The 23,971-nt window shown below is 49.0% G+C and carries 21 protein-coding genes; 18 read left to right on the top strand and 3 right to left on the bottom strand.

The window, feature by feature from the left end; translation table 11 throughout:
• The first annotated feature begins 1 nt into the window (after position 1).
• Positions 2-1,414, top strand: coding sequence for an SAM-dependent methyltransferase (locus tag DWX68_RS06740; RefSeq protein ID WP_243027595.1), 1,413 nt, complete (start codon positions 2-4; stop codon positions 1,412-1,414).
• 44 nt (positions 1,415-1,458) lie between these two features.
• On the opposite strand, the gene DWX68_RS06735 is transcribed toward DWX68_RS06740, so the two are convergent.
• Entirely contained in the window at positions 1,459-2,352 is an 894-nt protein-coding gene (locus DWX68_RS06735) for a selenium metabolism-associated LysR family transcriptional regulator (protein WP_118637455.1), read from the bottom strand.
• A 341-nt stretch (positions 2,353-2,693) separates the two neighbouring features.
• Between DWX68_RS06735 and yedE the strand changes: the two genes are divergently transcribed.
• From yedE to DWX68_RS06720, 3 genes are read left to right on the top strand one after another with little or no spacing between them, the layout of a single operon-like run.
• Entirely contained in the window at positions 2,694-3,842 is a 1,149-nt protein-coding gene (gene yedE / locus DWX68_RS06730; protein ID WP_347475165.1) for a YedE family putative selenium transporter, read from the top strand.
• A gap of 19 nt (positions 3,843-3,861) precedes the next feature.
• On the top strand, positions 3,862-4,083 hold the full coding sequence (locus DWX68_RS06725) for a sulfurtransferase TusA family protein (protein ID WP_106999760.1): 222 nt from the start codon (positions 3,862-3,864) through the stop codon (positions 4,081-4,083).
• Between the two features lie 32 nt (positions 4,084-4,115).
• Positions 4,116-4,352: a DUF3343 domain-containing protein gene (locus DWX68_RS06720; RefSeq protein ID WP_117795253.1), complete on the top strand. Its 237-nt coding sequence runs from the start codon at positions 4,116-4,118 to the stop codon at positions 4,350-4,352.
• A 223-nt stretch (positions 4,353-4,575) separates the two neighbouring features.
• On the opposite strand, the gene udk is transcribed toward DWX68_RS06720, so the two are convergent.
• The gene (gene udk / locus DWX68_RS06715; protein WP_243027592.1) at positions 4,576-5,196 is read right to left on the bottom strand and encodes a uridine kinase; all 621 of its coding nucleotides are present in this window, start codon (positions 5,194-5,196) and stop codon (positions 4,576-4,578) included.
• Between the two features lie 218 nt (positions 5,197-5,414).
• Positions 5,415-6,632, bottom strand: a complete 1,218-nt coding sequence (locus DWX68_RS06710; RefSeq protein ID WP_118628877.1) for a nucleotidyltransferase family protein — start codon at positions 6,630-6,632, stop codon at positions 5,415-5,417.
• 297 nt (positions 6,633-6,929) lie between these two features.
• Between DWX68_RS06710 and pta the strand changes: the two genes are divergently transcribed.
• The 14 genes from pta (at position 6,930) to ilvA (ending at position 23,928) form a co-directional block, all read left to right on the top strand.
• The gene (pta, locus tag DWX68_RS06705) at positions 6,930-7,925 is read left to right on the top strand and encodes a phosphate acetyltransferase (protein WP_117795259.1); all 996 of its coding nucleotides are present in this window, start codon (positions 6,930-6,932) and stop codon (positions 7,923-7,925) included.
• A 231-nt stretch (positions 7,926-8,156) separates the two neighbouring features.
• Positions 8,157-9,347, top strand: a complete 1,191-nt coding sequence (locus DWX68_RS06700) for an acetate kinase (RefSeq protein WP_022360442.1) — start codon at positions 8,157-8,159, stop codon at positions 9,345-9,347.
• Between the two features lie 98 nt (positions 9,348-9,445).
• Entirely contained in the window at positions 9,446-9,964 is a 519-nt protein-coding gene (locus tag DWX68_RS06695; protein ID WP_022360443.1) for a DUF177 domain-containing protein, read from the top strand.
• A 2-nt stretch (positions 9,965-9,966) separates the two neighbouring features.
• Positions 9,967-10,149: a 50S ribosomal protein L32 gene (rpmF, locus tag DWX68_RS06690; RefSeq protein ID WP_003499726.1), complete on the top strand. Its 183-nt coding sequence runs from the start codon at positions 9,967-9,969 to the stop codon at positions 10,147-10,149.
• 800 nt (positions 10,150-10,949) lie between these two features.
• Positions 10,950-11,951, top strand: a complete 1,002-nt coding sequence (locus DWX68_RS06685; protein WP_118628876.1) for a hypothetical protein — start codon at positions 10,950-10,952, stop codon at positions 11,949-11,951.
• A 409-nt stretch (positions 11,952-12,360) separates the two neighbouring features.
• A complete protein-coding gene (locus DWX68_RS06680) occupies positions 12,361-13,713 on the top strand; it encodes an SLC13 family permease (protein ID WP_118628875.1) in 1,353 nt (450 codons plus the stop codon).
• Positions 13,714-13,725: 12 nt separating this feature from the next.
• On the top strand, positions 13,726-14,340 hold the full coding sequence (locus tag DWX68_RS06675; protein ID WP_118293659.1) for a cytidylate kinase-like family protein: 615 nt from the start codon (positions 13,726-13,728) through the stop codon (positions 14,338-14,340).
• A 326-nt stretch (positions 14,341-14,666) separates the two neighbouring features.
• A complete protein-coding gene (locus tag DWX68_RS06670; RefSeq protein ID WP_106999767.1) occupies positions 14,667-15,533 on the top strand; it encodes a patatin family protein in 867 nt (288 codons plus the stop codon).
• Positions 15,534-15,709: 176 nt separating this feature from the next.
• On the top strand, positions 15,710-16,699 hold the full coding sequence (gene plsX / locus DWX68_RS06665) for a phosphate acyltransferase PlsX (RefSeq protein WP_106999768.1): 990 nt from the start codon (positions 15,710-15,712) through the stop codon (positions 16,697-16,699).
• Positions 16,700-16,800: 101 nt separating this feature from the next.
• Complete coding sequence (gene acpP, locus DWX68_RS06660; protein WP_106999769.1) at positions 16,801-17,031, top strand: acyl carrier protein; 231 nt, start codon at positions 16,801-16,803, stop codon at positions 17,029-17,031.
• 185 nt (positions 17,032-17,216) lie between these two features.
• Positions 17,217-17,909, top strand: coding sequence for a ribonuclease III (gene rnc, locus DWX68_RS06655; protein WP_107000387.1), 693 nt, complete (start codon positions 17,217-17,219; stop codon positions 17,907-17,909).
• 2 nt (positions 17,910-17,911) lie between these two features.
• The gene (gene smc, locus DWX68_RS06650; RefSeq protein ID WP_118628874.1) at positions 17,912-21,493 is read left to right on the top strand and encodes a chromosome segregation protein SMC; all 3,582 of its coding nucleotides are present in this window, start codon (positions 17,912-17,914) and stop codon (positions 21,491-21,493) included.
• Between the two features lie 40 nt (positions 21,494-21,533).
• Positions 21,534-22,484: a signal recognition particle-docking protein FtsY gene (ftsY, locus tag DWX68_RS06645; protein WP_118628873.1), complete on the top strand. Its 951-nt coding sequence runs from the start codon at positions 21,534-21,536 to the stop codon at positions 22,482-22,484.
• Positions 22,485-22,650: 166 nt separating this feature from the next.
• Complete coding sequence (ilvA, locus tag DWX68_RS06640) at positions 22,651-23,928, top strand: threonine ammonia-lyase (RefSeq protein WP_118293662.1); 1,278 nt, start codon at positions 22,651-22,653, stop codon at positions 23,926-23,928.
• Positions 23,929-23,971: the final 43 nt, after the last annotated feature.

The following is a 23,971-nucleotide window of genomic DNA, read 5'->3' as shown; positions in this document are numbered from 1 at the left end:
TATGGATAAATCACAGGAACTGAGAGAGGTGCTTCTGCGGTATCTCGATGCCGATCTGGAGCGAATCATTTTCAGCAACCCGAGAACCCGTGAATCCTATCTGAAATTAACCGTGCGTCCTCTGCTTCTGCGGGGGGCGCTTGCTTTTCAGACGGAAGAATTTACGGAAAAACAGGCATTTCAGAAAAATCAGAACGCAGAAAAGACCGCCGAGTACCTGCTCGGAGAACTGGAAAACCGTTACCGCAATGCGGAGATCGCGTCGCTTCACGGGATTGTCAATATTCTGATCAGTAAGAAGGGGACGGTGACGATCAAAGAGAAGAAGGTGGGGGTTAAAAGGGCAGAGAATCGGACGGTATCGGTGGCAGCAGGTGATGTGCAGAAAGCTGGAAAGCAGATGCCGGCGAAGAGTCATGCAGATGTGAAAGAAAATTCGCTCGAAAAATCGGGTCAGAGTCAGTCAAGTCACGAAAACGGAAAGATGCAGAGAAGTGCTAAAATACAGGGAAATGGTAAACTGCAGAGCAATGCGAAACAGCAGAAAAATGCCGGAACAGGACTGTCAGCTGGCATGGATGCCGCAGCGTTTTCAGAACGTCTGGCTTCGTTATCCCATAACCGTACTAAAAAATACGTCCTTCAGGAAGGCGTCCCAGTCCCATTTCTGGTAGATCTCGGTGTCATGACGGCAGAAGGCAAAGTTGTGAAATCCCGCTACGACAAATTTCGCCAGATCAACCGTTTCCTGGAATTTATTGAGGATGTACTTCCGAATCTCGATCCGAACCGGACGAATACGATCATTGATTTCGGATGCGGGAAATCATATCTGACGTTTGCGATGTATTACTATCTGCATGTGCTGAAAAAATATTCGATCCGTGTCATCGGTCTGGATTTGAAAAAAGATGTCATTGCGCTCTGCAACCGCCTGAGCAAGAAGTTTGGATTTGAGAACCTGACCTTCCTGCACGGCGACATCGCCGGATATGAGGGCGTCGATCAGGTCGATATGGTCGTGACGCTGCACGCCTGTGATACAGCGACCGATTATGCGCTGGCAAAAGCGGTCAAATGGGGCGCAAAAGTCATTCTTTCCGTTCCATGCTGTCAGCATGAGATTAACAAGCAGATTCAGAACGACCTTCTGTCGCCGGTTTTACAGTACGGCCTTCTGAAAGAACGTATGTCGGCGCTTCTGACCGACGGAATCCGTGGGCAGCTCCTCGAAATGTCCGGCTACCGGACGCAGATTCTCGAATTCATCGACATGGAACATACACCGAAAAACATCATGATCCGTGCGATCCGCCAGGGCAAGAAAGCAGACGGGGCGGCATTAGAGACAATGATGAAGAAATTGCATGTGAAGCCGACATTGTATGGATTGTTGGTGGGGGAAGAGGCGTAGGAAATTTAGAAAGCACTTTTATGGAGGTTGATAATGCTGGACAGTTATAGCTGATAAAACCTCTTCGCAAATTCCAAAAACACCCCGCCTTCCTCTGCCATATACTTAACCGGCGAATACACCAGATAGAGTTTCCGGAGAAAGGCAGCTTCCCCAAGCGGAAAGAGAAGCAGTTTCCCCTGCCGTGCATCTGCCTGTACAGTTGCTTTTGAGAGAATGGAGATGCCCATTCCCAGCATGATACACTGCTTGAGGGCGGCGGCATCGTCCATCACGGCAATAACATTTAAATCATCGAGTGAAAGCCCTTTATTTTTTAGGAAATGAAGGGTTTCCTGCTTTGTGCCGGAATTATCTTCCCGGAGCAGAAACGGTTCTTTTAAGAGGGCATCCAGCGGTGATGGCATAGTCTGGTAAGCCTGATAATGTGGCGTGGCGGGGGCGGCGATCACAAGCTCATCGGAGGCAAAGGGGAGAAATTCGCAGGAGGTGTCCGAGGTAGTAGTTCCGACCAGACCGATGTCGCAGATGCCGTCATCCACCTTATGTACAACGTCCAGACTGTCTGAGCAGGAGGCATAGACACGGATATCAGGATGAACTGCGTGATAAGCGCTTAAAAGTTCCGGCAGAAAATAAAGGGACGGAACGGAGGATGCGCCGATCCGAAGCTGCGGTTTCGTCTCGTTGGCGAGTTCCACGATTGCTTTCTGCTGGAGGGTCAGAATCTCCGTGGCATAGGAATATAATTTTGTCCCGGCAGGAGTCAGGGAGAGCGATTTGGTGGTGCGCTTTAAAAGCTGGGTGTGAAATTCCTCCTCCAGACTGCGGATGTGGGCGCTGACAGTCGGCTGTGAGATGTACAGCTTCTGGGCGGCAAGCGAAAAACTCTGATATTTGACGGTGTACACGAAAGCTTCTAATTGGCGGATGTCCATATATTTAAAATCCTTTCTATAGATAAAATCAATTTTTAATGATTCTGTGATAAAATCCAAAATTAAAATGAATAGTAGACAGGTGAAAACAATCTCTAAAGAAGAGTGTAGCTTTATTTATTGAAAATATCAATAAGTTTATAGCAAATATCAATATAAACGATTTTACCATAAAAATACAGGATGTTATACTTGTCTGCGGAAAGTATGGATAGATCCATGAAATGTACGCGCTTGAAATTTTTCTTGTTTGATTTTGTGAGATGATTTTTTTGCCAGATGCACTCAAATTTCTGATATGTATTGATGAAATGCGAGTGTGGTGCGTGAAATCACCCACAATGACGAGTGTGAGAAAAACTTTAAGAGTACATGAAATAAAAAAGGAGGCAGGTATGAAAGTATTTGACAAGACATGGAAGCTGGCAGTGGCAGGCGCGCTTGTGGGTGTGCTGGCAGCATTGCTGGCGTATTTTGGAAATCCGGCCAATATGGCGATCTGTATTGCGTGCTTCGTACGTGATACGGCGGGCGCGCTGAAACTTCACTCAGCAGCACCGGTTCAGTATTTCCGTCCGGAGATTGTAGGATTTGCAGTGGGAGCATTTGCGATCTCACTGGCGACGAATGAGTATAAGGCGACGGCAGGCTCTTCACCGATGATCCGCTTTGTTCTGGGTGCGATCATGGTAATCGGCGCGCTGGTATTCTTAGGGTGTCCGCTGCGTATGGTTCTGCGTATGGCAGCCGGTGACCTGAATGCGTATGTAGCGCTGGTTGGATTTGCAGGCGGTATTGCAACTGGTTCGTTCTTCCTGAAAAAGGGATTTTCGCTAGGCAGAGCGTATGAGACGCAGAAATCAAGCGGATATGTGCTTCCGGTGCTCCTTCTGGCGCTTTTTATCATTGGAGCAGTAACAGGCGTATACGCAGCCAGCACGGAAGGACCGGGAAGCAAGCACGCACCGGTTCTGATTTCCCTAGTTGCGGCTCTCCTGATTGGTGCATTGGCACAGAAGAGCCGTATGTGTTTTGCAGGTAGCATCCGTGATGTGATTCTGATGAAAAACTTTGATCTGCTCAGCATTATCGGCGCACTGTTTGCAGTCATGCTGATTTTTAACCTTGCAACTGGCAATTTCCATTTGAGCTTTTCCGGTCAGCCGATCGCGCACTCCCAGCATCTCTGGAATATTCTGGGTATGTATGCCGTTGGATTTGCAGCCGTTCTGGCTGGCGGATGCCCGCTGCGTCAGATCATTCTGGCAGGGCAGGGCTCCTCGGACAGTGCGGTAACCTTTCTGGGAATGCTGTTTGGGGCGGCACTTGCACACAATTTTAACCTGGTTGGTGCGGCAGCAAAAGCGGTAACCGAGACAGAGGCAGCCGTTTTGGGTGGTCCGGCGATGCCGGGCAAAATTGCCGTAATTGTATGTATTGCCCTGTTATTCGTGATTGCAGCGGCAAATATGAAACGTAGAAAGAAATAAAGAAAAGAGGAAACGGAAAATGTCAGATTTTGTTGAGGTAGATGTGCGGGGACTCTCCTGTCCGGAACCGGTTTTGATGGTGATGGATGCGATGGATGAACATCCGGGAAAACAGATCCGTGTGCTTGGCGATGAGGCACACACCCGGACGAATATTGAGCGCACGTTGGAGTATCATGGAAAAGAGGGGCACACCGAGGTGCTGGAAAACGGCTGTTTCACCATTACCTTTGAAGCGTGATGCTGCTCTGGAATATTAAATAGGTGGAAATGATGAGGCAGAAACGGGAATATCGGATTTTTACCTTTCACACGACGGCTGCGGCGATGGAGATGGAGGCATTCTGCCGGGAACAGGGAATCAGAGGGCGCCTGGTGCCTGTCCCACGCGAACTCTCAGCAGGCTGTGGAATTGCCTGGCGGATGGAACCGGCGGAATATGAACGGTTTCAGGGAGTGATTGCGGAGAGCCAGATTGAGATCGAGCAGAGCTGTGTGATGATGAATTAAACAAAATGTTATGTTAGAGCAGATATCATAGAAAAAGTATATAGGAAAAAGCGGCGGTATCGGCAGCAGCGAGACATTCAAAAAAGAATGGAGCGCTGACAGTGTGATACCGCTGCTTTTTGGTGTGTAAATCGAGGTCAGAATGAGGTCATTGAGGTCAGAAATCAAATCATGACCTCGATGACCTCATTTGTGACCTCGATGATCCCAATATTTTGAAATATTATTCTCCCGCCTTCGCCTCATCCAGCAGCCGTGCAATCTCCCCGCGCACCAGCGAGAATGCAACCTCATTCCGCCCGCTGTTGGTAACCACATCCACATAGGCGCGGGTCGGTTCTACAAAGAGGGCATGCATCGGTTTGACGGTAGTCAGGTACTGATCGATGATGTTTTCGATATCGCGTCCGCGCTCTTTCGTGTCACGTAAGATTCGGCGGAGAATTCGCTCATCGGCATCGGCATCGACGAAAATGCGGATGTCGAGCAGATTGCGGAGTGCTTCGTCATAGAGAACGAGAATGCCCTCCAACAGGATAACCGGGCGCGGCTCGATGTGAATGGTTGCTTCGGCGTAGTTGTAGGTTGGACAGTCGATCGCCTCCCAGTTTTTCAGTTTATTAAGGTGCTCAAGAAGCAGCTCTGTCTCAAATGCATCCGGGTGGTCGTAGTTCAGCTTTTTGCGCTGTTCAAATGGCATGTCATCGTGGGCGCGGTAGTAGTTGTCGTGGTAAAGCACGGTTACCTGATCACCAAATGCGTCTTTCAGACGGTTTGTAAAAGTGGATTTTCCTGAACCGGTTCCTCCGGCAATTCCGATGATAATAGGTGATTTTCTATTCACTATGTTTTCCTCCATTTGTAAGTTTTATCTCAGTCGAGAAGAGTCCCACCTCTTTAGGTGGCGAGTAATAGCAAATTTGTCTCAGTGGGAGGTGGGTCTCCGACTGAGATAAACGCTCCGCGGGGATGCGCAGTGATTCTGTATGGAATATGTCAGCTTTGCTGACCAGAATCACGCGCCAAGTCTCACGGACGTTCGACTTGAAAATTGGTTCATTTTTATACAAAAACCAGTCCTTCTGTATATTCATTTTGAAATACGCCGCTGCGCTTCATCCGCACCGTCTGGTATAAATGCGAGGCGTACACCTCCTGCTCCAGCAGCGCGAGCGCCGACGGGGAGAGGTTCTGGGCGGCATCTGCCATTTTAGTGATGAGGGGGATGCTGCTTTTTTTATGCAGACAGGAGAGCAGAGGGCTGCTCTGCCTGCGAAAACCGAGAATCCGTGCATAGAGTGCATAGCCCTCGTCCTTCCACCGGGAAATATCTTCCTCGCGCATACCGAGTACCAGATGCAGAAGCGCCCGGCTGACACGCGTGTAGGTAAGCTGGCGCGTCTTTAACGCCTGAATCCGTTCTTCAAAAGAGAGAGGAAAGTAAGGTGGTTTTGCAAGACGGGCGGCAAGCTCCGGGGAGAGATCTGCGATAGAGAATGTCGCCTGCATCTGTAAAACAGCAGCATTCAAAAGCTCTGAAAAATCATCCACAAAAACTGGAACCGCACCTGTATATGCGGGATGTGTTACGGCTGGCAAGTGAGATGCCAGAATATCGAGCAAATCTTTGTCTTTTGAAAGTGAGTTTCGAATTATCCCGCGAATTGCCGAAGCCGATGGAAAGTTAGCATCTGCCAGTGTATCTTCATGATATCCGCTTCCCTTCCGCGAAATCGTATAAAATTCCATCGGACTATGCAGATCTTCCGCCGCCCGCAGATATTCAATCCCGAGAATATTGTTCGGAGAACTCAGAACCGAAGCCCATGTATCCTCCATTTCCAGCGCCTTCGCCCGTGCCTGCGGATAAGTCAGTCCCGCCTTCAACCCTTTCCGCAGCCGTTCCTGAAATTCCGCCGATTCATGATTCAGCGCATAAGCAGCCTGCTTAAGGATTTCAATCTGCCCGCATTCACTGCCGAACACAACGGCATCCACACCGATCGCCGACAGAAGCGCAACCCCATAGGCGGCAAATTCATGCGCCGAGGCGGTGGAGAAGGCGGCCGGTATCTCAAGTACCAGGTCAGCACCGGCGAGAAGGGCGGTTTTCGTGCGGAGATATTTATCAAAGATGGCGGGTTCGCCGCGCTGGACGAAGCTGCCGCTCATCAGGACGACACAGTAGTCCGCGCCGGTCAGTTCCCTTGCCTGCTGCATATGATACAGATGTCCGGCATGGAACGGGTTATATTCGGTAATTAAACCAACGATTTTCATAAATTTCAATCCTGTTTTTTGCATTTTTGCGAGGAATTTTGTAGCAGCCTTTTATAATAAAAGTAAGAATAAAAGACTGTTGCTGTTACGGCAGAAAAATCTGTAAAAAATAGCAGCCATTTTCTGCTTCATTTACATTATATAGTGGAAGTGCGGGAGCGTAAAGGGAAAATTATAGTGCATCTTGTTAAAAATTTAATTAATCAAAAATTTGAAAATCGCTCTTGTATACAATAAACAACTGGTATATAATGTTAGCAGTAATAGACACACACTTATGAAAGGGGTTTTATAACCATGGCATTTATTGACAAGATTAAGGAAAGAGCAAAAGCAGACAAGAAAACCATCGTTCTTCCAGAGTCAATGGACAAGAGAACATACGAGGCAGCTGAGAAAATTCTGAAAGAGGGTATCGCAAATCTGATCATCATCGGTACTCCGGAAGAGATTGAGAAAAACGGCAAAGGCTTCGACATTTCCGGTGCCACCATCGTTGACCCGTACAATGATCCGAATAAGCAGAAATACATCGACAAGTTCGTTGAATTAAGAGGCAAAAAAGGTGTTACTCCGGAAGTTGCAAAAGAGCAGATGGAGAAAGACTATATGTACTATGCTTGCCTGATGTGCAAGTGCGGCGATGCTGACGGCGCTGTATCTGGTGCATGCCATTCTACCGGCAACACCATTCGTCCGGCTCTGCAGCTTCTGAAGACCAAACCGGGTATCAGCTCTGTATCTGGCTTCTTCCTGATGGAAGTTCCGGATTGCGAGTTCGGTGAGAACGGTCTGTTCGTATTCGCTGACTGTGCAGTAAACACTGACTTCGATTCCAACAAGCTGGCTGAGATCGCTGGTCTGTCTGCAGAGAGCTTCAAGATGCTGGTTGGCGCAGAGCCGAAGGTAGCTATGCTGTCCTATTCTTCTATGGGTTCCGCTAAACATGATGATGTTACCAAGGTAGCAGATGCAGTTAAGATTGCTCATGAGAAGTTCCCGGAACTGAAACTGGATGGCGAGCTTCAGCTTGATGCAGCACTGGTTCCGTCTGTAGGCGAGGCTAAGGCACCGGGCAGCACCGTAGCTGGACATGCTAACACCTTAGTATTCCCGTCCCTGGAAGCAGGCAACATTGGTTACAAACTAGTTCAGAGACTTGCAAAAGCTGGCGCTTATGGTCCGGTTCTTCAGGGTCTGTCCATGCCGGTAAACGATCTGTCCAGAGGATGCTTCGCAGACGATATCGTAGGCGTAGTAGCTATCACAGCTGTACAGGCTCAGCAGGCATAATTAATACCAATTGGAATCAAATGGATGGAGAACTGGCACCGCGTCAGAGAATCTTAAATCCGTTTAATTAAGAATTAAAAGTGATAATTACAGTTCAGCCCGGTATTCATACATAATCCTGCAGTTCACAACAGGGCAGTGCAGACGTTTTTGCAGATGCTTCCGTGTGAACCGCATATAGAGAATACCTGCGGCTGAATTGTGATGTTATAAAGAAAGGAATCTATTACCATGAATATTTTAGTTATTAACTGCGGAAGTTCTTCCTTAAAGTATCAGTTAATCAACTCTGAGACAGAGGGCGTTCTGGCTAAGGGGCTTTGCGAGAGAATCGGCATCGACGGTATGCTGACTTACCAGCCGGAGGGCGGCGAAAAAGAGAAATCTGAGATCGCTATGCCGACCCATACAGAGGCTATCAACGCAGTTCTGGCAGCCCTGACTAACGAGAAGAGCGGCGTTATCAAGAGCCTGTCTGAGGTAGGTGCAGTTGGACATCGTGTCGTACACGGCGGCGAGAAATTTACTTCTTCCTGCTTAATCAACGACGAGTCCATGAAAGCGATCGAAGAGTGCAACGATCTGGCACCGCTTCACAACCCGGCAAACCTGATCGGTATTCGTGCCTGCCAGGAACTTATGCCAGGCGTACCGATGGTAGCTGTATTTGATACCGCTTTTCATCAGACCATGCCGGATGTCGCTTACACCTACGGTATTCCGTATGAATACTATGAGAAATACAAAGTTAGACGTTACGGCTTCCACGGTACTTCCCACAGCTACGTATCTAAGAGAACCGCTGAGATCGTTGGAAAACCGTATGATCAGATGAAGATCATCGTTTGCCACCTGGGTAACGGCGCCAGCATCTCCGCTGTAAACTGCGGCAAATCTGTAGACACCAGCATGGGACTGACTCCACTGGAAGGTCTGGTTATGGGTACACGTTCTGGTGACCTCGATCCGGCTATCATCGATTTCGTAGGTAAAAAAGAAGGTCTGTCCCTGGATGAGATGAACGAAGTCCTGAATAAGAAATCCGGTATGCTCGGTATCTCCGGCGTATCCAGCGATGGTCGTGATCTGGAAGCAGCAGCTGAGACTGGCAACAAGAGAGCACAGCTGGCCCTGGACGTATTCGATTACCGCGTAATCAAATATATCGGTGCATACGCAGCAGCTATGAACGGTGTAGATGCAATCGCATTTACCGCTGGTATCGGTGAGAACAACATCAAGATGAGAAAAGATGTTTGCAGCAGCCTGACCTACTTAGGCGTTAAACTGGATGAGGAGAAGAACAACGTAAGAGGTGAGGAGAGAATCATCTCTGCTGACGATTCCAAGGTTCAGGTTCTCCTGGTTCCGACCAACGAAGAGCTGGCTATCGCCCGCGAGACTCTTGCACTGGTAAAATAATTAAATATGAATTAAAATTTGCAAAAATATGTAAAATTAATCATTGACAAACGCGCTCGACCTTTGTATAATATCAAAGTGCGTATTAGGAGATTAGTATGCTGATTCATTTATCGGAACTTTTTAACTGCGAGGGTAGAAAGAAAGTCTATACAGTCGAGACTGCGCTGGACTCTGTTGATTTTGACGGAGAGACGTTTCAGATTGAGAAGGCTGAGCCTTTTGAACTGGAACTGACGGCTAAGACACGGCATAAGTATACGATGAGTGGTCATGCGACGCTGACGGTGGGAGGTCACTGTGCGCGTTGTCTGGAGCCAGTATCTTTCGACTGCGAACTGGATTTTGGACGAGAGTTTGAGGTGCAGGACGGTCAGGAGGAGAGTTTAGATGATGAACCCTTTATGAAGGGGTACAATCTGGATGTAGACCAGTTGGTTTGCAACGAACTGCTACTGAGCTTGCCTATGAAAGTCCTGTGCAGAGAAGACTGCAAGGGGATTTGCAATAGATGTGGTACAAATCTTAATCTTCGGACTTGTACCTGTGACACTAGGTCGCTCGATCCAAGGATGTCGGTTATCCAGGAGATATTCAATGAATTTAAGGAGGTGTAACCATGTCTATCTGTCCTAAGAACAAATCTTCCAAAGCAAGAAGAGACAGCCGCAGAGCTAACTGGAAAATGAGTGCTCCGAACTTAGTAAAGTGCAGCAAGTGCGGTGCTCTGATGATGCCTCACAGAGTGTGCAAAGCTTGCGGAAGCTACAACAAGAAAGAAATCGTTAAAGTAGAAGACTAAGCTACAAGTATTGAAAAATAAGGGGTTAAGCGATTTTTGCTTAACCCATTTTTCGCATTTTAGCCCATTTTTAGCCCATTTTTAGCCCATTTCAAGAGGGTGTTTAACAGGTGTTTTTGGGTAGATTTTAGCAACTATAACTTATGGCTTATAAAATGTGGTCAAAAACAGGAGAGATTATTAATTTGCAATAATCTCTCCATTTTTTATATTTCGTGAATATTATCAAATCTGTGATTTTTATTAGTAAAAATGTAAAAAATGGGGATAGAAGAGCATTAAGCTCAACTATCCCTATAAGAATGTTATTTAACAAAGTATTTTATGTACTGTTATTTGTTATTTAACTTTTACTAGCGAAAGTCATATATGTGCCTCCTGTAAATGAAAATATATTTCTAATTACAGGGGCCGCTCTCGCTACTTCTGAAAAAGATCAATAGCGAGAGCGGTCGCATATTTTGACATTTTTGTCAAGTATCAATTTAAAAATATGTTAGACTCCTATAGGGGATTTAACGCTAAAGCTTAACTTACTGACATTGGTTCATGGGTAGGCACTTTTGGAACCGAAAGTGCCGTAAGAAAACGTGGTGGCAGCAGGAATTTGCCGTATTTAAATGCGAAGCCACGGCAAATTCCGTTACTGGGCACGTATGCGTGAACAGTAACGCAGATAATGTGTAGATGGCGGTGTTGTATGCAAAAAGGTGTACAATGCCGCTATTTTTTGTTAATATAGAGAAGAAAGAAAAAAGAGGGATAATATTTTATAAATATCACGTTAGGAGGTTTTACATATGAAAAGGGGAAAATATTTACTTTTGACCGTCACAGCCGCCGCGCTTCTGGCGGCGATCCCATTTCAGGCATTTGCGTCGAAGGATACGGAGGACCGCAGCCCGGTTGGCTCGATCGGCTTAAATGTTTCGTCCTCGATCCATGTCGGTGATGAGAGTTCAGATGTGGATGTTTCGCTCGATTTCGGTGACTGCGATATTTCCAATGTTGATGTGATCAATGAGCCGTCCGGCAAATGGGTGGACAAGGATAAGCCAAAGCTGGAGGTTACTCTGGAGGCGGACGATGATTATTATTTTAAATCCGGTTATGCGAAAAAGAATGTAACCCTGAGCGGTGACAGTGCGACGGTTACTTCTATCAAGCGCAAGGGCGATGAGGAACTCCGGGTCGTGATCACCCTGAAAGCTTTAAAAGGAACCTCCAGTGATTACAGCCTGGATGTAGATGAGGCAGAGTGGGATCAGATGGATGGCGTTGCAGAGTGGAACGGCAGTGAGGATGCGAAATACTATGAGCTGCGCGTTTGCCGGGATGAGAAATTTTTAAGTACGGTAAAACCGGGAAAAGAAACGAAATACAATCTTGGACGTTATCTTACGCAGGCGGGAACCTACACGTTTGATGTGCGCGCGGTTTACAGCGATTCACGGCACGGCGAATGGCAGACATCGGATTCCTTCACAATCACGGCGGAGCAGGCGCAGGAAATTCAGAAGACGCTTGTCTTCAAGGAAGCAGGCAGCGGTCCAGCAGCCGGTGCGTGGGAACAGGATGCGCTTGGATATAAGTACCGCAATTCTGATGGAAGCTATGTGACCAATAACTGGCAGCAGATCGGCGGTGTGTGGTATTTCTTCGATGAAAATGCATATTGCAAGACGAATACCTGGGTGTTCTGGAATGGAAAATGGTATTATCTGGATGTAAACGGTGCGATGTTAGTTAATACGACGACGCCGGACGGCAAGCAGGTCGGGGAAGACGGGGCGCTTCTGTAAAATGTTTAAGAAACAATTTTGATGAAAATCCGTCAGGGAAGATGGAGACAGAATTGTAAAATAGATGTGAGAAGAGGCAGATTGCACGGAATATGCGGTCTGTCTCTTTTACATTTAAAAGCAGAGAAAAATAAAGAGAATATTTGCAAACAGAACGATGGGTAGAATGAAAACACATACATGAAAAGAGTGCTGAAGAACAAGCTGACAGTTATTTCTGATGAAATAAAAAAAATAACAAAAAGTATACTTGCATATTGTGAAATAAGTAGTAAGATAGAGGTGGTATCTCATGACTGCCTATTTTTTAACAATCTAGGGGAAGAGGCGGTCTGAGAAGAGACTGCAAGGGGTTCTAAGCCAGTATGGAGGATGGCAGAAAAAGGACTGACAAAGGAGGGGCACAAAGATGGCAGCACAAATTTTGGCTGTGATTATTTTTATTGTAATGTTTGGACTTATCATCTGGGATCACATTGAGAGGCATATCGTATCGCTCGGATGCGGGCTTCTGACGCTGGTGCTGGTGTTTGGCGTCTGTATGCACAGTGAGGCGGCAGCGGCGGAGACACTGAGCCTGCACAGCTTCATGGTTCCGAACTTCTGGTTTCAGACCGAGGCGGCGGCAGAGTCCTCGAGCGGCATCAACTGGGCGACGATTCTTTTTATTGCCGGTATGATGCTGATGGTGGAGGGCATGGAGCGCGCGGGATTTTTCCGGTGGCTGTGCCTGACAATCGCCAAGGCGGTACATTATAAGACGATCCCGATTTTTATTTCATTTATGCTGATGTCGGCGTTTCTGGCGATGTTTATCGACAGTATTACCGTTATTCTTTTTTTGGCAGCGGTCACGGTAGAGCTGGCGCATCTTCTGCATTTTGATCCGATTCCGATGATCATTTCAGAGATCTTCTGTTCGAATCTGGGCGGCTCTGCGACGATGTGCGGCGATCCGCCGAATATCATCATCGGAACCTCGCTCGGATATTCATTTAAAGATTTTATTTTAAATACAGGTATGATGGCGGGTGTTTCGCTGATTTTTATCGTGCTGTTTTTCTATTTTTCCTTTAGGAAAGAATTAAAGGCGAGTGAAAAGCATGACGAAGCGGTTACATATCCATCCCCACAGGAGGCGATCGCGGATCGGAAACGGTTTGCGGTCAGCGTGGTGATCTTTGCGGCGGCGATCGTGATGCTGGTGACGCATGCACAGACGGGACTGACAGTTGCGACGATCGGCGTATTTATCGGTGCTTTTTCACTGCTGGCATCCGGCGGTGAGGCGCTCAGCATGATTAAGAAGCTTGACTATAAGACGCTGCTATTCTTCATTGGTCTTTTTGTCGTGGTCGGCGGCATGGAGCAGACGGGCGTCCTAAATTCTTTAGCAGGGATCATTGACGCAGTCAGTGGAAATAATGTAAAATGGGTAGTAGCGATTGTGCTGTGGCTGTCGGCGCTTGCGAGTGCATTTGTGGACAATATCCCATTTGCGGCGACGATGATCCCGGTTATCCGGAGTCTGGCGCAGGCAGGTGGCATGGATCTCCCGGTTCTGGCGTGGGCGCTTTCGATGGGTACGGATATTGGCGGCTGCGGAACTCCGATCGGAGCCTCGGCAAACGTAGTTGGTATCTCAGTGGCAGCGAAAAACGGACATTTTATCGGCTGGGGGAAATATTGCCGGTATGCAGCTCCGGCGACGGTGCTGGTAATCCTGATTTCCATGGTTTGTATATATGTGAGATACTTTTAAGGGGGCTTTTATATGGAGGAGAGGAAAAACAGAGTGATCATCTCGGTCAGCAGACAGTTTGGCAGCGGCGGACACAAGATAGCTGAAGCGCTGGCAGAGCATTTTGAACTTCCGATTTATGATCATAGGATGCTGGACAGTATTGCCAAGGAAAAGGGTGTGGATCCGCGTGTGCTGGAAAAATACGACGAGAAGCCGCTAAACCGTTTTCTGGCGCGCAATGTCAGCGGATTTTCAAGCTCTCTGGAGAACAACCTGGCGCAAATGCAGTTCAGTTACCTGAAAGACAAGGCCGATTCGGGGGAATCGTTTGTGGTAGTTGGACGGTGTGCGGAGACGGTTTTAAAGGAGTATGACGGACTGATCACGATCTTTGTGCTGGGCGATGAGGAAACACGGGTGAAGAGAATTGAGCAGCTGCACGGACTTTCAGAGGACGAGGCGAAACGTCTGGTAAAGACGAAGGACTGGCGGCGGAAATCCTACCACAACTGTTACAGCCGCGGACGCTGGGGAGATTCCAGAAATTATGACCTTTCGATCAACAGCAGCCGGCTGGGGATTGAGGGAACGACGAAGATGCTGGAGGAGTATGTGCAGGCGCGGATGGACGCGATGCAGAAATAAAATAATAGAGATATCGAAGAAAAAGAGAAAGGGGAACGTGTGCATAGGCGGCGCACGTCCCCCTTTCCCTTTTTCTGCCGAGGTGTTATACTGTTACTGTTCCCGGGTGGGCACTTTTGGAACCGAAAGTGCCGTAAGAAAACGTGGTGGCAGCAGGAATTTGCCGTATTTAAATGCGAAGCCACGGCAAATTCTGTTACTGGGCACGTATGCGTGAACAGTAACGTTATACTAAAAAATATGGAATTAGATAGAAAAATCGTATTTGCTATCTGTTCGATCTTGTTTTATAGTATATAAGATATTTAATAGGAGTTTGATGATATATGACAGAGTTAAAAAAAGAAAAAAAGACCGGTCTCGTTCTGGAGGGCGGCGGGATGCGCGGCATTTACACAGCGGGCGTCCTGGATGTGTTTTTGGATCATGATATTTCATTTGACGGCGTGATCGGCGTCTCGGCGGGGGCAGTGCATGGGGCTTCGTTTGTGTCGGGGCAGAAGGAGCGGAGCATCCGTTATTATAAAAAATACTGCAATGACAAGCGTTTTATGAGCTTTAAAAACTGGCTGCGGACGGGAAATCTGGTGGACGAGCAGTTCTGCTTCCATGATATACCGGAACGGCTGGATCCGTATGATTACGAGGCATTTGACCGGGGAAATACACGGTTTTATGTGGCATGCAGCAATGTGGAGACAGGGAAAGCAGAGTATCTGGAGATTAAAGATATGTTCAAAGATGTCGAATATTTCCGTGCGACGGCATCCCTTCCGTATGTGTCCCATATGGTCGAGGTTGGTGGAATGAAGCTTCTGGACGGCGGCTGCACGGACAGCATTCCGTTGCGTGCGTTCGCTAAGATGGGGTATAAAAAATGCGTCGTTGTGCTGACCCGTCCGGCGGGCTACCGCAAGAAACCGGGCAATTTCTGGCTGCCGGAGGCGGCATATCACAAATATCCGGCGTTCGTGAGGGCGCTTCGCAGCCGCTATTATTTCTATAATAAGACGGTGGAATGGATCGATCGCCTCGAACAAGAGGGAAAAATTTTTGTTATCCGTCCGAGCGTGGCACTTCCAATCGGCAGAACCGAACATAGTGTTGAAAAATTGCAGGAGACGTATGATATCGGCAGGAAGGATGCTGCCAATCAGATGCATGCAATGGAAAATTGGTTCAAATCTTATTGATTTATAGATTGATCTCTAGTATAGTAAAGATTGATGTAATGTGGCTGTGGACAATAAAAAGCGGGACAGTTGCAGCGTGACGATGAAAGAGCGATTCGTTCAGACCACATATGCCGCAGTGGCGGAAGACAGGTTTGGTATGTGTATCGCTATAAATTATAGAAGGAGAACACGCAATGGTTAAGATAGCAGTAGATGCCATGGGGGGCGACAACGCACCGGGTGAGATCGTGGCAGGTGCCGTGATGGCAGCCCAGTCGAGGGAAGATATTCAGATTTTCCTGATCGGCAAGGAAGAAGTCGTATCAGAAGAATTAAAAAAACATACATATAAGAAAGAACAGATCGAGGTTGTTAATGCGACTGAGGTCATCGAGACGGAGGAACCGCCGGTCAATGCGATCCGCACGAAGAAAGATTCGTCCATCGTGGTCGGCATGAATATGGTCCGCAGGGGTGAGGCGGATGCATTCTGTTCCGCGGGCAGCTCCGGCGCGATTCTGGTCGGCGGACAGGTGATCGTCGGCAGAATCAAGGGCGTTGAACGTCCGCCACTGGCTCCATTGATTCCGACAGAAAAGGGCGTATCCCTGCTGATCGACTGCGGCGCCAATGTCGATGCAAGACCGTCCCATCTGGTACAGTTTGCAAAGATGGGCTCCATCTACATGGAACACGTGGTTGGCATCAAGAATCCGCGTGTGGCGATCGTCAACATCGGTGCGGAGGAAGAGAAGGGCAATGCGCTGGTGAAAGAGACATTCCCGCTCTTAAAAGAATGTAAGGACATCAATTTCATCGGCAGCATCGAGGCACGCGAGATTCCGCACGGCGGCGCGGATGTTATCGTTTCTGAGGCATTTGTCGGAAATGTCATCCTGAAACTCTATGAAGGTGTTGGTGCAACCCTGATTTCCATGGTAAAACAGGGCATGATGACGAGCCTGCGCTCAAAGATCGGCGCATTGCTTGTAAAACCGGCGTTGAAGACGACGCTCAAAGCATTCGATGCGAGCCAGTATGGCGGCGCACCGCTTCTGGGCTTGAAGGGGCTGGTTGTCAAGACGCACGGAAATTCCAAACGCATCGAGGTGTGCAATTCGATTCTTCAGTGTGTGACCTTTAAAGAGCAGGCGATTAATGAAAAGATCAAGGAAAGTCTGTGAAACTTTCGTGAAATTATATAATGTAGCGAAAAAACGATATGTTTTTAATCAATCTAGAATTCTAAATATTTTAAAATAAGTTCATAGAAAGGAAGAAAATTATGGAATTTGAAAAATTACAGAACATTATCGCGGAGGTACTGAATGTTGAAGCAGATGAAATTACGTTAAATACGACGTTTGTGGATGATCTGGGCGCAGATTCGCTGGATATTTTTCAGATTATCATGGGAATCGAGGAGGCGTTTGATATCGAAATTCCGACTGAGGAGGCAGAAAAGATTGTATCTGTGGGCGATGCAGTAGAGCAGATCAAGAACGCACTGAACTAATTCAATGTTTGTTAAAAAGTTATAGAGAAGTCTGTCAGGCAAAGGGGCTGGGCGGGCTGCCGAAGGGCAGGATCGCGACAGCTCCTTTCCAAAAAGAACGGATGTTTGACTCTGGCTCACAGACACAAATAGCAATGATTGCCGGAATCAGTCAGCAGCAGGACAGGCTGGAAAGAGAGAAATATATGGAGTATACATTAAATAAATTGGAAAAACGGATTGGCTATTCGTTTCAGGACAAGAAGCTTCTGGAACATGCGATGATACACAGTTCGTATGCCAATGAGCACCATCTTGGAAAACTGGGATGCAACGAGCGTCTTGAATTTTTAGGCGACGCGGTGCTGGAAGTGGTATCGAGTGATTTCCTGTTCCGCACGTTTCCGGAGATGCCGGAGGGCGATATGACAAAGACACGTGCGAGTCTGGTCTGCGAGCCGACCCTTGCATTCTGCGCACAGGAGATCGATCTGGGTGGATTTTTGCTGCTTGGAAAAGGCGAGGATGCGACCGGCGGACGGGGGCGCGATTCGGTGGTGTCGGATGCGATGGAGGCACTGATCGGTGCGATTTATCTGGACGGTGGTTTTGCTAATGCAAAAGAGTTTATTCATCGATTTATTCTCAACGATATGGAACACAAAAAGCTCTTTTATGATAGCAAGACTATCTTGCAGGAGATTGTGCAGGGACACACAGACGAGACACTTACATACGTTCTTCTGAAAGAAGAAGGACCGGATCACAACAAGAGCTTCGAAGTGTCCGCGATGCTGGACGGTCAGGAGATCGGCCGCGGCATCGGACGGACGAAAAAATCAGCGGAACAGCGTGCGGCGTACCGTGGGATCCTCACTATCAGAAAACCGCAGGAGTAGGTATGTATTTAAAGAGTATTGAAATACAGGGTTTTAAGTCATTTGCCAATAAAATTCTGTTTGAGTTCCACAACGGAATCACGGGCATCGTCGGGCCAAACGGCAGCGGCAAGAGCAATGTCGCCGATGCAGTGCGCTGGGTGCTCGGTGAGCAGAGAAGCAGGCAGCTGCGCGGCGGCACGATGCAGGACGTTATTTTTGCTGGCACGGAGCTTCGAAAACCGCAGGGATTTGCCTACGTGGCGATCACACTGGATAATGCCGATCACAAACTTCCGATTGAGTACGACGAAGTCACGGTTTCAAGACGTCTTTACCGTTCTGGTGAGAGTGAATATAAGATTAATGGAACGAGCTGCCGTCTAAAAGATATCAACGAGCTCTTTTACGATACGGGTATCGGTAAAGAGGGATATTCCATCATCGGACAGGGGCAGATTGATCAGATTTTAAGCGGGCGGCCGGAGGAACGGCGCGAGCTGTTTGACGAGGCGGCTGGAATCGTGAAATTCAAGCGGCGCAAGGCGATCGCACAGAAGAAGCTGGAAGATGAAAAACAGAACCTGATCCGCGTGACGGATATTTTGTCCGAGCTGGAAAAACAGGTAGGACCGTTGGAACGGCAGTCGGAGGAGGCGAAGGAGTATCTGCGTCTGCGGGAAGAGCTGCGCTGCCTGGACGCCAACCTGTTTTTGGCAGAATCGGAGGAATTGAAGCGCCAGATCCGGGAAGTGGAGCAGAAGGAGATGATTCTGACCGGCGATCAGGAGAGTGTGCGGGCGGAATCGGAGACACTGAAATCGGAGTACGAATTGCTCGGAACCGAGCTGGATGCGCTGGATGCGGCGATTGCCGCGGATCGTGAGGCGTGCAGCCGGGAAGATCTGGAACGCCAGGAGAAGACCGGACGGATCGGGGTTCTCAGAGAGCAGATCCGGACGGAGCAGATGAACGAAGAACATATCCGCAGCCGGATGGCGTCGATCGACGGCGAAATGCATCAGAAAGAGGAAGAACAGGCGGAATATGAGTCTGAAAAACAGGCACTAAATGCATCGGTGCAGATGATCGAGGCAAAACAGCAGGAAGCGGAGGCAGCAGTCCGTTCGATGGACGAGGCGGTCAGCCGGACGGAAACTTTGATCGAGACAGCAAAAGCCGAGATCATGGACGCTCTGAACCAGAAAGCGGAACTTGCCGCCCGCCGTCAGCGCTATGAGACGATGCTGGAGCAGGCGGATGTGCGCCGGGCGGAAGTGACGCAGAAGCTTTTGAAATTCAAGAGCGATGAGTCGGTTCAGGAAGAGCAGAAAAAAGAAGAAGAAGCCAAATTAGGGAAGGTGCGGGAATGTCTGGAAGCGTTTTCGGCGCAGGAAAAAGAGCTGCAGGAGCAGACGCGCACGGAGGAAGAACAGGAACGCCGCCTGAACCAGAAACTTTCGAGCCTTCAGCAGGATTACCACACGAACCGGACAAAGCTGGAATCGATGCGGAATCTGGCGGAGCGCTACGAGGGCTACGGCGGCAGTATCCGCCGCGTGATGGAAGTCAGGAACTGCGTTCCGGGTATTCATGGCGTTGTGGCGGATTTGATCAGCACGACGAAGAAATATGAGACGGCGATCGAGACGGCACTTGGCGGCAGCATCCAGAACATTGTGACGGATTCCGAGGAGACGGCGAAACGCCTGATTGAACATCTGAAAAAGAACCGGTATGGCCGTGCAACGTTTCTGCCACTGACCAGCATGGAACGCCGCCAGAGTTTTGGACAGCCGGGGGCGCTGAAAGAAATGGGTGTTCTTGGACTGGCAAGCGAACTGGTCTCTGCGGATGAGAAATACAGCGGGCTGGTGTCCTATCTGCTGGGACGCGTGGTCGTGGTGGATCAGATCGATCATGCGATTGCGCTGGCAAAGAAATACCGGTATTCTCTCCGGATCGTGACGCTGGACGGCGAGCTTTTAAGCCCTGGCGGTTCGATGACCGGTGGTGCATTCAAGAACAGCAGCAATCTGCTGGGACGACGCCGTGAGATCGAAGAACTGGAAGCTGCCTGCAAAAAGGCATTGGAACAGGTGGAAGCGGTACAGAAGGAGCTGGCAGAGACAGGGCGCAGGCTGACGGAAGCGAAGAGAACACTGGCATCCGTCCAGGAGAGGCGCCAGCAGATGCAGATCCAGCAGAATACGTTGGAACTGACGATCTGCCAGTTAGAGGCGAGACGGCAGGAGATTGCAGATTCCTCGCAGGATCTGTCTTCAGAAAATCAGGAACTCGAGCTGCAGGTAGGCGATCTGCGCGGGGCGCTGCGGGAGCTGCAGACCGAAGAGACGAAGCTTGAAACGCTAAGCAATGAGAAGAACCAGTACGTGGAAGAGCAGCAGACAGGTCTTGAGACGGCGAAAAAGCAGCGTGGGGAAGCGGCGGCAGCCCTTTCGGAGATACAGCTTGGGCATTCCCAGGCGGAGCAGAAGGGCGCGTTTATCGAGGAAAATCTGCGCCGTGTATTGCAGGAGCGGGAACGTCTCCGGGCCGAGAAAGAGAAACTTTCCGGCGGTCACGCGGACAGCAGCGAGACGATCGCTGCCAGAGAGCGCGAGATTGCAGTGCTGGAAGCCGAGATACAGGCGTCCGGGGACAAGCGGACGCAGATGGAACTGGTAATCCAGAACAAGCAGCGTGAGAAGGAAGAAAAGGCGGGGCGGCAGAAAACTTTCTTTGATAAAAAGGAAGAGCTGAACGAACGTCTCCAGCTTTTAGACCGCGAGAACTTCCGTCTCCAGAATCAGAGAGAACGCCTGAATGAGCGCCTGGAGTCGCAGGTCGATTATATGTGGAGTGAGTATGAGCTTACGTATTCGCGCGCGGAAGAGCTGCGGAAGGAAGAGTTGACCTCGATTCCAGAAATGAAGCGGTCGATCAATGGGAAAAAGATGGAGATCCGCGCCCTTGGGAATGTCAATGTCAACGCGATCGAGGACTACAAGGAGATATCCGGCCGCTACGAATTTATGAAAAACCAGCATGAAGATCTGGTAGCGGCACAGGCGGCGCTGGAAAAAATTATTGAGGAGCTCGATGAGGGAATGCGGCGTCAGTTCCGGGAAAAATTTGGTGAGATCCGCCGCGAGTTTGATAAAGTATTTAAGGAATTATTCGGAGGCGGAACGGGTACGCTGGAGCTGTCGCAGGAAGAAGATATTCTGGAGGCAGGCATCCAGATTATTTCACAGCCGCCGGGCAAAAAGCTACAGAATATGATGCAGCTCTCCGGTGGGGAGAAAGCATTGACGGCGATCGCGCTGCTTTTTGCAATTCAGAACTTAAAACCGTCGCCATTCTGCCTGCTTGATGAGATCGAGGCGGCACTCGACGATTCCAACGTAGACCGGTTTGCCGGGTACCTGCATAAGCTGACGTGCTACACGCAGTTTATCGTCATCACCCACCGAAGAGGCACGATGGTGTCGGCAGACCGCCTGTACGGTATCACGATGCAGGAAAAAGGTGTGTCCACGCTGGTATCGGTCAGCCTGATCGAGGCGCAGATGGAGCGGGAAGAGAAAAAAGCAGAATTATAATTGCAAAAAAGAGAGCAGAAATAGAAAGGGAGGCGCAGGCATGGGAGAGAAGAAAAGGGGTTTTTTCAGCCGTCTGGTAGAAGGGCTGACGAAAACGAGAGATTCCATCGTAAGCGGAATTGATTCCGTATTCAGCGGTTTTTCCGCGATCGATGATGATTTCTACGAGGAGATCGAAGAAACGCTTATCATGGGCGATCTGGGTATCCAGACGACGATGGCGATCGTCGAGGATCTCCGGAAAAAGGTAAAAGAAAACCACATCAAGGATCCGGCAGAGTGCAAGGATCTTCTGATTGCCAGCATCAAAGAGCAGATGGATCTGGGCGAAAATGCCTACGAATTTGAGAACCGCAAGTCGGTTGTGCTGGTGATCGGCGTCAACGGCGTCGGCAAGACGACCTCGGTCGGCAAGCTGGCAGGTCAGTTAAAGGATCAGGGCAAGAAGGTCATTCTGGCGGCGGCGGATACATTCCGTGCGGCAGCGATTGAGCAGCTGACGGAGTGGGCAGGACGCGCGGGCGTTGAGCTGATCGCCCAGCAGGAAGGTTCTGATCCGGCAGCTGTTATCTACGATGCGATCGCGGCGGCAAAATCAAGAAATGCCGATGTGCTGATCTGCGACACGGCAGGTCGTCTGCACAATAAGAAAAACCTGATGGAAGAATTAAAGAAAATCAACCGGATCATCGACAAAGAATATCCGGACGCCTACCGTGAGACATTGGTTGTCCTTGACGGAACCACCGGTCAGAACGCGCTTGCACAGGCAAAACAGTTTATGGAGGTGGCGGATATCACCGGCATCATCCTGACGAAGCTGGATGGCACGGCAAAGGGCGGTATCGCGGTTGCGATCCAGTCCGAGCTTGGTATTCCGGTTAAGTACGTCGGAATCGGCGAGAAGATTGACGATTTACAGAAATTCGATGCGAATGATTTCGTCAATGCACTGTTTAAGAGAAATGAAGCATTGACAGAGAATGAATAAAGCTAAAAATAGCTGAGCATGCCACGGCTGAAACTGGTTTGGCGGAGAACAAATCTGCTTAAGCCGTAGATTCAGATAGAGAGGACACACCCGGCAGACTGTCTGGTCAGAGAACCGGCAAAAGCAGGGCGCATTCTGAGAAATACGGATAAATGGAGGAAAGACAATGAGTGAGACAATAAAGGAAGAGACAGCAGAGGCAGTACAGGCTGAGCCGCAGGGACTGACGCTGGAGAAATTCGAAGAAGCAACTGAGGTTGTCAGCAAGGTTATTTCCGAGACAAAACTGGTTTACAGTGAATATTTTTCGAATTTGACCGGCAATAAAGTATATTTAAAACCGGAAAATATGCAGTATACAGGTGCTTACAAGGTAAGAGGTGCATTTTATAAGATCAGCACCCTGAGTGATGAGGAGAAACAGCGCGGTCTGATCACCGCATCGGCTGGAAACCATGCACAGGGCGTTGCATACGCGGCAAAACTGGCTGGCTGCAAGGCAACGGTTGTTATGCCGACGACCACGCCGCTCATGAAGGTAAACCGTACCAGAAGCTATGGCGCAGAGGTGGTTCTTCACGGCGATGTATTCGATGAGGCGCTGGCATATGCAAATGAGCTGGCAGCGGAGCACGGATATACCTTTATCCATCCCTTCAACGATCTGGACGTAGCCACCGGTCAGGGAACCATCGCCATGGAGATCATCAAAGAGCTTCCGACTGTTGATTATATTCTGGTTCCGATTGGCGGCGGCGGACTCTGTACCGGTGTTGCAACGCTGGCAAAACTGCTGAATCCGAAGATCAAAGTGATCGGTGTAGAACCGGCAGGCGCAAACTGTATGCAGGAATCCCTGAAAGAAGGAAAAGTAGTGACTCTCCCGAGCGTCAACACAATCGCGGATGGTACTGCCGTTAAACGCCCGGGCGATCTGCTGTTCCCGTACATCCAGATCAATGTGGATGATATCATCACCATCGGGGATTCCGAGCTGATCGTGGCATTCCTTGATATGGTAGAAAACCACAAGATGATCGTTGAGAACTCCGGTCTTCTGACTGTGGCTGCTTTGAAACACCTGAATGTGAAGAAGAAAAAAGTCGTATCCATCCTGAGCGGCGGCAACATGGACGTGATCACAATGGCATCCATCGTACAGCATGGTCTGATCCAGAGAGACCGCGTATTTACCGTATCGGTACTGCTGCCGGATAAGCCAGGAGAGCTTGCAAAGGTTGCAAATCTGATGGCAGCGGAGCAGGGCAATGTCATCAAACTGGAGCACAACCAGTTTGTCAGCATCAACCGCAACGCAGCAGTGGAGCTGCGGATCACCGTTGAGGCGTTTGGTACGGATCACAAGAATAAGATAGTGGAAGCACTCAAGGAAGCAGGCTACCGTCCGAAGCTGGTAAAATCCAAAAATATCTATGATGTCTAAGATGGAAATGAAAAGCAGTGTGGATAGAGCAGACAGGGGAGAG

The sequence above is a fragment of the Clostridium sp. AF20-7 genome (assembly GCF_003479275.1).
Taxonomy (GTDB): domain Bacteria; phylum Bacillota; class Clostridia; order Lachnospirales; family Lachnospiraceae; genus Otoolea; species Otoolea fessa.
Note: the sequence above shows the minus strand (reverse complement) of the source record. Positions and strands in the feature narration are given on the sequence as shown.

What these genes read in the sequence shown, in the direction of transcription:
- DWX68_RS06720 (WP_117795253.1), top strand. Translation starts at nt 4,116, where the DNA reads ATGAGGCAGAAACGGGAATATCGGATTTTTACCTTTCACACGACGGCT.
- DWX68_RS06685 (WP_118628876.1), top strand. Translation starts at nt 10,950, where the DNA reads ATGAAAAGGGGAAAATATTTACTTTTGACCGTCACAGCCGCCGCGCTT.
- DWX68_RS06695 (WP_022360443.1), top strand. Translation starts at nt 9,446, where the DNA reads ATGCTGATTCATTTATCGGAACTTTTTAACTGCGAGGGTAGAAAGAAA.
- plsX (WP_106999768.1), top strand. Translation starts at nt 15,710, where the DNA reads ATGGTTAAGATAGCAGTAGATGCCATGGGGGGCGACAACGCACCGGGT.
- acpP (WP_106999769.1), top strand. Translation starts at nt 16,801, where the DNA reads ATGGAATTTGAAAAATTACAGAACATTATCGCGGAGGTACTGAATGTT.
- smc (WP_118628874.1), top strand. Translation starts at nt 17,912, where the DNA reads ATGTATTTAAAGAGTATTGAAATACAGGGTTTTAAGTCATTTGCCAAT.
- DWX68_RS06675 (WP_118293659.1), top strand. Translation starts at nt 13,726, where the DNA reads ATGGAGGAGAGGAAAAACAGAGTGATCATCTCGGTCAGCAGACAGTTT.
- pta (WP_117795259.1), top strand. Translation starts at nt 6,930, where the DNA reads ATGGCATTTATTGACAAGATTAAGGAAAGAGCAAAAGCAGACAAGAAA.
- ftsY (WP_118628873.1), top strand. Translation starts at nt 21,534, where the DNA reads ATGGGAGAGAAGAAAAGGGGTTTTTTCAGCCGTCTGGTAGAAGGGCTG.
- yedE (WP_347475165.1), top strand. Translation starts at nt 2,694, where the DNA reads ATGACGAGTGTGAGAAAAACTTTAAGAGTACATGAAATAAAAAAGGAG.
- rpmF (WP_003499726.1), top strand. Translation starts at nt 9,967, where the DNA reads ATGTCTATCTGTCCTAAGAACAAATCTTCCAAAGCAAGAAGAGACAGC.
- DWX68_RS06700 (WP_022360442.1), top strand. Translation starts at nt 8,157, where the DNA reads ATGAATATTTTAGTTATTAACTGCGGAAGTTCTTCCTTAAAGTATCAG.
- rnc (WP_107000387.1), top strand. Translation starts at nt 17,217, where the DNA reads ATGGAGTATACATTAAATAAATTGGAAAAACGGATTGGCTATTCGTTT.
- DWX68_RS06670 (WP_106999767.1), top strand. Translation starts at nt 14,667, where the DNA reads ATGACAGAGTTAAAAAAAGAAAAAAAGACCGGTCTCGTTCTGGAGGGC.
- DWX68_RS06710 (WP_118628877.1), bottom strand. Translation starts at nt 6,632, where the DNA reads ATGAAAATCGTTGGTTTAATTACCGAATATAACCCGTTCCATGCCGGA.
- ilvA (WP_118293662.1), top strand. Translation starts at nt 22,651, where the DNA reads ATGAGTGAGACAATAAAGGAAGAGACAGCAGAGGCAGTACAGGCTGAG.
- DWX68_RS06680 (WP_118628875.1), top strand. Translation starts at nt 12,361, where the DNA reads ATGGCAGCACAAATTTTGGCTGTGATTATTTTTATTGTAATGTTTGGA.
- DWX68_RS06725 (WP_106999760.1), top strand. Translation starts at nt 3,862, where the DNA reads ATGTCAGATTTTGTTGAGGTAGATGTGCGGGGACTCTCCTGTCCGGAA.
- DWX68_RS06740 (WP_243027595.1), top strand. Translation starts at nt 2, where the DNA reads ATGGATAAATCACAGGAACTGAGAGAGGTGCTTCTGCGGTATCTCGAT.
- DWX68_RS06735 (WP_118637455.1), bottom strand. Translation starts at nt 2,352, where the DNA reads ATGGACATCCGCCAATTAGAAGCTTTCGTGTACACCGTCAAATATCAG.